The 10,810-nt window shown below is 67.8% G+C and carries 2 pseudogenes; both read left to right on the forward strand.

From position 1 onward, the window contains the following. Positions 1-276 precede the first annotated feature (276 nt). Positions 277-10,533, forward strand: a pseudogene (locus tag AB8Z38_RS34695) (Ig-like domain-containing protein); the annotation flags it as partial. After that, positions 10,526-10,717 (forward strand): annotated as a pseudogene (locus tag AB8Z38_RS34700) (hypothetical protein); the annotation flags it as partial. The pseudogenes AB8Z38_RS34695 and AB8Z38_RS34700, both read left to right, overlap by 8 nt. Positions 10,718-10,810 lie beyond the last annotated feature (93 nt).

Genomic DNA, 10,810 nt, shown 5'->3' on the forward strand with positions numbered 1-10,810 from the left:
CTTTCCAGGTTCGCGCACTCTGCGTGCCCGGAAGCCTTTGACTGGCCGTCACTGCCGAGCAGACAGCGCGCCTCGTCTGAGTTCCCGCCGCAATCCCTGGCCGATGCGCTGCCGCGCCAAACGTCCATGAAGCGCCGCGCCGCTCAGCCGCGTCCCGTCAGGAATAGCGACCCGATCGCGGCCTTGTCCGCCACCTTCATCGATATTCATCCGAAGCATTCATCGACCCGATTTGAGAAAGCAGCTTTCATGACCATCCGTTCGCACACGAATGCAATGACGATCTCGAGCGCAATCGATCGCGCCATCGCCACTGCTCATCCCCACGCGCTCGGCAAGAGTTCAGGCCCGGCGAGCACAACATCCAAGACCGAAATCGCCTTTATCGATCCAGGCGTCGACGATCTCGAAACCTTGCTCAAAGGCATCCGACCCGATGTCGAGCCGGTCCTGCTCTCAAGTGACGAGCCTGCGCTGCGGCAGATCGCCGGTGCGCTGAAGGGCAGGGGTGCTCTGGAGGCTGTTCACGTCATCGCGCACGGAAAGCCTGGCGAAATTTGCTTCAGTTCCGGATCCCTGTCGGTTGAAACACTCCCGCGCTTCATCAATGAGCTTCCCCTTATCGGAGCAGCTGTTGCCGATGGGGAACTTCGGCTGTGGTGTTGCCAAACCGCCCGAGGCACGCGCGGCCGATCGCTGATCGCGGCTATGGCGGATTACACACACGCTGAGGTACGGGGCTCGAGCAATCTCGTCGGATCTTCGGAAAGAGGCGGAAGCTGGACCCTCGATGCGCCTGCGTTCGCGCCCGTCACAGGCGATGCCATGGTCAGATACCAGGGCATCATGGATTCCGGCAACGGCACCACCGTCGACAACCTCAATGTGCTCGATGCGATCAAGACCAACGACACCAACGGTGTCGAATACATTTACTGGGCCGATATTTCATCGTTCCTGACCACCAGCACCAACGCGACGCAAACGACAACAATCCAACAGGCATTTCAGGCGGGGCAGCTGCTGCTAACCTTCCAGGTCGGTGCCAACTACTACACGATCGGCTATAATACGGCATCGTCGGTTTATTATCAGAGCAATCTCGGGACCGGCTTCTTTCTCGAGCAAACCGACCAATATGGTAAGGCCATCGGTCAGTTTGACCCAATCACGGGCCAAACCGTCGCCGGGCAGGCAAACGTGCTCCTGAGCGGCAAGGCCGAGTCGATCGCGAGCTTCGTCACTGACGTCAACAATCTTTCGCTGTTCACCGGAACGACCCAGCTCGTGACCGACGCCTTGGACGGCAGTGCCGGTAAGGACAACATCCAGGGCATCGCCAGCAACGCGGCCATTCACAACATCATTCAAGGCGGCGCCGGTGCCGACGTGATGTCGGGCGGATTGGGCTCCGATTATTTTGTGTTCGCGCGGGCAACGGATTCTCCTGCTGCCGGACAGCTGAATCCCGGCGGACAGCTGGCCCAAACCTGGGACCAGATCACCAACTTCCAAGTTGGCGCCGACAAGCTCGATTTTAGCCAGCTTATCAGTGACCAATCCGTCTCGAGCGCGGGAGGCGTGACTGCGTTCGCGGCCGGGCTCGCTGAATTCCGCTGGTTTGGCGCTCAACCTGCCAACACCTCAACGATGGGTACGACGAACGGATACGGGGTCTGGTACACGCCCGACGGATCGGGCGGGGTGTTTGTTTATGTGGATACGAACGGCGACGGTGCCGCCGATCTGAAATTCCAGGTCGCGGGGGTCACCGCCCTCAATCCCACCGACTTCATTGCGGTCGACCCCCCAACCGCGTTCACCGTCCATATCAACCCGATCGAGCCGCAGCAATCAAATCCCTGGCTGATCAATTCCTCGGATGCTGCGAACGGCGTGACCGTGACGGGCACGGTTGCGCATTTCACGCCGAATGCTCACCTGATCGTCACCCTCAATGGGCACAACTACACAGCCGTTGTCGCATCGAATGGTACCTGGACGGCACAGATCCCCGCCAGTGATTTGAAATCTGTGCCGGGGCCGGGCTATATCGCGGACGGCTCCTACACGCTAGGCGCCACAGTTACAGTTGGCAGTGCGACCGTTGCGTCCGATTCTCACTCCGTGACCGTCGACGAGACACCGCCGACGATTGCGATCGGCACGATCTCGGGCGACGACCGGCTCAACCTGGCAGAATCGGCCTCGAACCTGACCATCAGCGGCACCACCACGGGGGTGGAGAACGGCCAGACCGTCAGCGTCGTGCTGAACGGCCATGCCTATACCAGCACGGTGACGAACAACGCCTGGTCGGTGAGCGCGCCGGCGGCGGATCTCGCCCATGCGCAGCTGCCCGACGGCAGCTACACGGTTACGGCCAATGTCTCGGATCTGGCCGGCAACCCGGCGATCCAGGCAACTCATAGCCTCACGGTCGACGAGACCAAGCCGACGATTGCGATCAACCAGATCGCCGGCGACGACCGGCTCAACCTGGCAGAATCGGCCTCGAACCTGACCATCAGCGGCACCACCACGGGGGTGGAGAACGGCCAGACCGTCAGCGTCGTGCTGAACGGCCATGCCTATACCAGCACGGTGACGAACAACGCCTGGTCGGTGAGCGCGCCGGCGGCGGATCTCGCCCATGCGCAGCTGCCCGACGGCAGCTACACGGTTACGGCCAATGTCTCGGATCTGGCCGGCAACCCGGCGATCCAGGCAACCCATAGCCTCACGGTCGACGAGACCAAGCCGACGATTGCGATCAACCAGATCGCCGGCGACGACCGGCTCAACCTGGCAGAATCGGCCTCGAACCTGACCATCAGCGGCACCACCACGGGGGTGGAGAACGGCCAGACCGTCAGCGTCGTGCTGAACGGCCATGCCTATACCAGCACGGTGACGAACAACGCCTGGTCGGTGAGCGCGCCGGCGGCGGATCTCGCCCATGCGCAGCTGCCCGACGGCAGCTACACGGTTACGGCCAATGTCTCGGATCTGGCCGGCAACCCGGCGATCCAGGCAACCCATAGCCTCACGGTCGACGAGACCAAGCCGACGATTGCGATCAACCAGATCGCCGGCGACGACCGGCTCAACCTGGCAGAATCGGCCTCGAACCTGACCATCAGCGGCACCACCACGGGGGTGGAGAACGGCCAGACCGTCAGCGTCGTGCTGAACGGCCATGCCTATACCAGCACGGTGACGAACAACGCCTGGTCGGTGAGCGCGCCGGCGGCGGATCTCGCCCATGCGCAGCTGCCCGACGGCAGCTACACGGTTACGGCCAATGTCTCGGATCTGGCCGGCAACCCGGCGATCCAGGCAACCCATAGCCTCACGGTCGACGAGACCAAGCCGACGATTGCGATCAACCAGATCGCCGGCGACGACCGGCTCAACCTGGCAGAATCGGCCTCGAACCTGACCATCAGCGGCACCACCACGGGGGTGGAGAACGGCCAGACCGTCAGCGTCGTGCTGAACGGCCATGCCTATACCAGCACGGTGACGAACAACGCCTGGTCGGTGAGCGCGCCGGCGGCGGATCTCGCCCATGCGCAGCTGCCCGACGGCAGCTACACGGTTACGGCCAATGTCTCGGATCTGGCCGGCAACCCGGCGATCCAGGCAACTCATAGCCTCACGGTCGACGAGACCAAGCCGACGATTGCGATCAACCAGATCGCCGGCGACGACCGGCTCAACCTGGCAGAATCGGCCTCGAACCTGACCATCAGCGGCACCACCACGGGGGTGGAGAACGGCCAGACCGTCACCGTCGTGCTGAACGGCCATGCCTATACCAGCACGGTGACGAACAACGCCTGGTCGGTGAGCGCGCCGGCGGCGGATCTCGCCCATGCGCAGCTGCCCGACGGCTCCTACACCGTGCATGCCAGCGTTTCGGATGTCGCCGGCAACCCGGCCGCCGCCGACCACAGCCTCGCGGTCGACGAGAGCGCGGCCATCACCATCAACACCATCGCGCTCGACGACGTCGTCAACGCCCTGGAGTCGCAATCCGCCCTGACCATCAGCGGCGCCACCACCGGCGTCGAGGCCGGCCAGACCGTCACCGTCAGCCTCAACGGCCACGACTACACCGGCACCGTTGCCGCCGATCACACCTGGTCGACCTCGGTCGCGCAGGCCGACGTCGCCGCGCTCAGCGACGGCGGCTCCTACACCGTGCATGCCAGCGTTTCGGATGTCGCCGGCAACCCGGCCGCCGCCGACCACAGCCTCGCGGTCGACGAGAGCGCGGCCATCACCATCAACACCATCGCGCTCGACGACGTCGTCAACGCCCTGGAGTCGCAATCCGCCCTGACCATCAGCGGCGCCACCACCGGCGTCGAGGCCGGCCAGACCGTCACCGTCAGCCTCAACGGCCACGACTACACCGGCACCGTTGCCGCCGATCACACCTGGTCGACCTCGGTCGCGCAGGCCGACGTCGCCGCGCTCAGCGACGGCGGCTCCTACACCGTGCATGCCAGCGTTTCGGATGTCGCCGGCAACCCGGCCGCCGCCGACCACAGCCTCGCGGTCGACGAGAGCGCGGCCATCACCATCAACACCATCGCGCTCGACGACGTCGTCAACGCCCTGGAGTCGCAATCCGCCCTGACCATCAGCGGCGCCACCACCGGCGTCGAGGCCGGCCAGACCGTCACCGTCAGCCTCAACGGCCACGACTACACCGGCACCGTTGCCGCCGATCACACCTGGTCGACCTCGGTCGCGCAGGCCGACGTCGCCGCGCTCAGCGACGGCGGCTCCTACACCGTGCATGCCAGCGTTTCGGATGTCGCCGGCAACCCGGCCGCCGCCGACCACAGCCTCGCGGTCGACGAGAGCGCGGCCATCACCATCAACACCATCGCGCTCGACGACGTCGTCAACGCCCTGGAGTCGCAATCCGCCCTGACCATCAGCGGCGCCACCACCGGCGTCGAGGCCGGCCAGACCGTCACCGTCAGCCTCAACGGCCACGACTACACCGGCACCGTTGCCGCCGATCACACCTGGTCGACCTCGGTCGCGCAGGCCGACGTCGCCGCGCTCAGCGACGGCGGCTCCTACACCGTGCATGCCAGCGTTTCGGATGTCGCCGGCAACCCGGCCGCCGCCGACCACAGCCTCGCGGTCGACGAGAGCGCGGCCATCACCATCAACACCATCGCGCTCGACGACGTCGTCAACGCCCTGGAGTCGCAATCCGCCCTGACCATCAGCGGCGCCACCACCGGCGTCGAGGCCGGCCAGACCGTCACCGTCAGCCTCAACGGCCACGACTACACCGGCACCGTTGCCGCCGATCACACCTGGTCGACCTCGGTCGCGCAGGCCGACGTCGCCGCGCTCAGCGACGGCGGCTCCTACACCGTGCATGCCAGCGTTTCGGATGTCGCCGGCAACCCGGCCGCCGCCGACCACAGCCTCGCGGTCGACGAGAGCGCGGCCATCACCATCAACACCATCGCGCTCGACGACGTCGTCAACGCCCTGGAGTCGCAATCCGCCCTGACCATCAGCGGCGCCACCACCGGCGTCGAGGCCGGCCAGACCGTCACCGTCAGCCTCAACGGCCACGACTACACCGGCACCGTTGCCGCCGATCACACCTGGTCGACCTCGGTCGCGCAGGCCGACGTCGCCGCGCTCAGCGACGGCGGCTCCTACACCGTGCATGCCAGCGTTTCGGATGTCGCCGGCAACCCGGCCGCCGCCGACCACAGCCTCGCGGTCGACGAGAGCGCGGCCATCACCATCAACACCATCGCGCTCGACGACGTCGTCAACGCCCTGGAGTCGCAATCCGCCCTGACCATCAGCGGCGCCACCACCGGCGTCGAGGCCGGCCAGACCGTCACCGTCAGCCTCAACGGCCACGACTACACCGGCACCGTTGCCGCCGATCACACCTGGTCGACCTCGGTCGCGCAGGCCGACGTCGCCGCGCTCAGCGACGGCGGCTCCTACACCGTGCATGCCAGCGTTTCGGATGTCGCCGGCAACCCGGCCGCCGCCGACCACAGCCTCGCGGTCGACGAGAGCGCGGCCATCACCATCAACACCATCGCGCTCGACGACGTCGTCAACGCCCTGGAGTCGCAATCCGCCCTGACCATCAGCGGCGCCACCACCGGCGTCGAGGCCGGCCAGACCGTCACCGTCAGCCTCAACGGCCACGACTACACCGGCACCGTTGCCGCCGATCACACCTGGTCGACCTCGGTCGCGCAGGCCGACGTCGCCGCGCTCAGCGACGGCGGCTCCTACACCGTGCATGCCAGCGTTTCGGATGTCGCCGGCAACCCGGCCGCCGCCGACCACAGCCTCGCGGTCGACGAGAGCGCGGCCATCACCATCAACACCATCGCGCTCGACGACGTCGTCAACGCCCTGGAGTCGCAATCCGCCCTGACCATCAGCGGCGCCACCACCGGCGTCGAGGCCGGCCAGACCGTCACCGTCAGCCTCAACGGCCACGACTACACCGGCACCGTTGCCGCCGATCACACCTGGTCGACCTCGGTCGCGCAGGCCGACGTCGCCGCGCTCAGCGACGGCGGCTCCTACACCGTGCATGCCAGCGTTTCGGATGTCGCCGGCAACCCGGCCGCCGCCGACCACAGCCTCGCGGTCGACGAGAGCGCGGCCATCACCATCAACACCATCGCGCTCGACGACGTCGTCAACGCCCTGGAGTCGCAATCCGCCCTGACCATCAGCGGCGCCACCACCGGCGTCGAGGCCGGCCAGACCGTCACCGTCAGCCTCAACGGCCACGACTACACCGGCACCGTTGCCGCCGATCACACCTGGTCGACCTCGGTCGCGCAGGCCGACGTCGCCGCGCTCAGCGACGGCGGCTCCTACACCGTGCATGCCAGCGTTTCGGATGTCGCCGGCAACCCGGCCGCCGCCGACCACAGCCTCGCGGTCGACGAGAGCGCGGCCATCACCATCAACACCATCGCGCTCGACGACGTCGTCAACGCCCTGGAGTCGCAATCCGCCCTGACCATCAGCGGCGCCACCACCGGCGTCGAGGCCGGCCAGACCGTCACCGTCAGCCTCAACGGCCACGACTACACCGGCACCGTTGCCGCCGATCACACCTGGTCGACCTCGGTCGCGCAGGCCGACGTCGCCGCGCTCAGCGACGGCGGCTCCTACACCGTGCATGCCAGCGTTTCGGATGTCGCCGGCAACCCGGCCGCCGCCGACCACAGCCTCGCGGTCGACGAGAGCGCGGCCATCACCATCAACACCATCGCGCTCGACGACGTCGTCAACGCCCTGGAGTCGCAATCCGCCCTGACCATCAGCGGCGCCACCACCGGCGTCGAGGCCGGCCAGACCGTCACCGTCAGCCTCAACGGCCACGACTACACCGGCACCGTTGCCGCCGATCACACCTGGTCGACCTCGGTCGCGCAGGCCGACGTCGCCGCGCTCAGCGACGGCGGCTCCTACACCGTGCATGCCAGCGTTTCGGATGTCGCCGGCAACCCGGCCGCCGCCGACCACAGCCTCGCGGTCGACGAGAGCGCGGCCATCACCATCAACACCATCGCGCTCGACGACGTCGTCAACGCCCTGGAGTCGCAATCCGCCCTGACCATCAGCGGCGCCACCACCGGCGTCGAGGCCGGCCAGACCGTCACCGTCAGCCTCAACGGCCACGACTACACCGGCACCGTTGCCGCCGATCACACCTGGTCGACCTCGGTCGCGCAGGCCGACGTCGCCGCGCTCAGCGACGGCGGCTCCTACACCGTGCATGCCAGCGTTTCGGATGTCGCCGGCAACCCGGCCGCCGCCGACCACAGCCTCGCGGTCGACGAGAGCGCGGCCATCACCATCAACACCATCGCGCTCGACGACGTCGTCAACGCCCTGGAGTCGCAATCCGCCCTGACCATCAGCGGCGCCACCACCGGCGTCGAGGCCGGCCAGACCGTCACCGTCAGCCTCAACGGCCACGACTACACCGGCACCGTTGCCGCCGATCACACCTGGTCGACCTCGGTCGCGCAGGCCGACGTCGCCGCGCTCAGCGACGGCGGCTCCTACACCGTGCATGCCAGCGTTTCGGATGTCGCCGGCAACCCGGCCGCCGCCGACCACAGCCTCGCGGTCGACGAGAGCGCGGCCATCACCATCAACACCATCGCGCTCGACGACGTCGTCAACGCCCTGGAGTCGCAATCCGCCCTGACCATCAGCGGCGCCACCACCGGCGTCGAGGCCGGCCAGACCGTCACCGTCAGCCTCAACGGCCACGACTACACCGGCACCGTTGCCGCCGATCACACCTGGTCGACCTCGGTCGCGCAGGCCGACGTCGCCGCGCTCAGCGACGGCGGCTCCTACACCGTGCATGCCAGCGTTTCGGATGTCGCCGGCAACCCGGCCGCCGCCGACCACAGCCTCGCGGTCGACGAGAGCGCGGCCATCACCATCAACACCATCGCGCTCGACGACGTCGTCAACGCCCTGGAGTCGCAATCCGCCCTGACCATCAGCGGCGCCACCACCGGCGTCGAGGCCGGCCAGACCGTCACCGTCAGCCTCAACGGCCACGACTACACCGGCACCGTTGCCGCCGATCACACCTGGTCGACCTCGGTCGCGCAGGCCGACGTCGCCGCGCTCAGCGACGGCGGCTCCTACACCGTGCATGCCAGCGTTTCGGATGTCGCCGGCAACCCGGCCGCCGCCGACCACAGCCTCGCGGTCGACGAGAGCGCGGCCATCACCATCAACACCATCGCGCTCGACGACGTCGTCAACGCCCTGGAGTCGCAATCCGCCCTGACCATCAGCGGCGCCACCACCGGCGTCGAGGCCGGCCAGACCGTCACCGTCAGCCTCAACGGCCACGACTACACCGGCACCGTTGCCGCCGATCACACCTGGTCGACCTCGGTCGCGCAGGCCGACGTCGCCGCGCTCAGCGACGGCGGCTCCTACACCGTGCATGCCAGCGTTTCGGATGTCGCCGGCAACCCGGCCGCCGCCGACCACAGCCTCGCGGTCGACGAGAGCGCGGCCATCACCATCAACACCATCGCGCTCGACGACGTCGTCAACGCCCTGGAGTCGCAATCCGCCCTGACCATCAGCGGCGCCACCACCGGCGTCGAGGCCGGCCAGACCGTCACCGTCAGCCTCAACGGCCACGACTACACCGGCACCGTTGCCGCCGATCACACCTGGTCGACCTCGGTCGCGCAGGCCGACGTCGCCGCGCTCAGCGACGGCGGCTCCTACACCGTGCATGCCAGCGTTTCGGATGTCGCCGGCAACCCGGCCGCCGCCGACCACAGCCTCGCGGTCGACGAGAGCGCGGCCATCACCATCAACACCATCGCGCTCGACGACGTCGTCAACGCCCTGGAGTCGCAATCCGCCCTGACCATCAGCGGCGCCACCACCGGCGTCGAGGCCGGCCAGACCGTCACCGTCAGCCTCAACGGCCACGACTACACCGGCACCGTTGCCGCCGATCACACCTGGTCGACCTCGGTCGCGCAGGCCGACGTCGCCGCGCTCAGCGACGGCGGCTCCTACACCGTGCATGCCAGCGTTTCGGATGTCGCCGGCAACCCGGCCGCCGCCGACCACAGCCTCGCGGTCGACGAGAGCGCGGCCATCACCATCAACACCATCGCGCTCGACGACGTCGTCAACGCCCTGGAGTCGCAATCCGCCCTGACCATCAGCGGCGCCACCACCGGCGTCGAGGCCGGCCAGACCGTCACCGTCAGCCTCAACGGCCACGACTACACCGGCACCGTTGCCGCCGATCACACCTGGTCGACCTCGGTCGCGCAGGCCGACGTCGCCGCGCTCAGCGACGGCGGCTCCTACACCGTGCATGCCAGCGTTTCGGATGTCGCCGGCAACCCGGCCGCCGCCGACCACAGCCTCGCGGTCGACGAGAGCGCGGCCATCACCATCAACACCATCGCGCTCGACGACGTCGTCAACGCCCTGGAGTCGCAATCCGCCCTGACCATCAGCGGCGCCACCACCGGCGTCGAGGCCGGCCAGACCGTCACCGTCAGCCTCAACGGCCACGACTACACCGGCACCGTTGCCGCCGATCACACCTGGTCGACCTCGGTCGCGCAGGCCGACGTCGCCGCGCTCAGCGACGGCGGCTCCTACACCGTGCATGCCAGCGTTTCGGATGTCGCCGGCAACCCGGCCGCCGCCGACCACAGCCTCGCGGTCGACGAGAGCGCGGCCATCACCATCAACACCATCGCGCTCGACGACGTCGTCAACGCCCTGGAGTCGCAATCCGCCCTGACCATCAGCGGCGCCACCACCGGCGTCGAGGCCGGCCAGACCGTCACCGTCAGCCTCAACGGCCACGACTACACCGGCACCGTTGCCGCCGATCACACCTGGTCGACCTCGGTCGCGCAGGCCGACGTCGCCGCGCTCAGCGACGGCGGCTCCTACACCGTGCATGCCAGCGTTTCGGATGTCGCCGGCAACCCGGCCGCCGCCGACCACAGCCTCGCGGTCGACGAGCGCGGCCATCACCATCAACACCATCGCGCTCGACGACGTCGTCAACGCCCTGGAGTCGCAATCCGCCCTGACCATCAGCGGCGCCACCACCGGCGTCGAGGCCGGCCAGACCGTCACCGTCAGCCTCAACGGCCACGACTACACCGGCACCGTTGCCGCCGATCACACCTGGTCGACCTCGGTCGCGCAGGCCGACGTCGCCGCGCTCAGCGACGGCGGCTCCTACACCGTGCAT

The organism is Bradyrhizobium sp. LLZ17, assembly GCF_041200145.1.
Classification (GTDB): Bacteria; Pseudomonadota; Alphaproteobacteria; order Rhizobiales; family Xanthobacteraceae; genus Bradyrhizobium.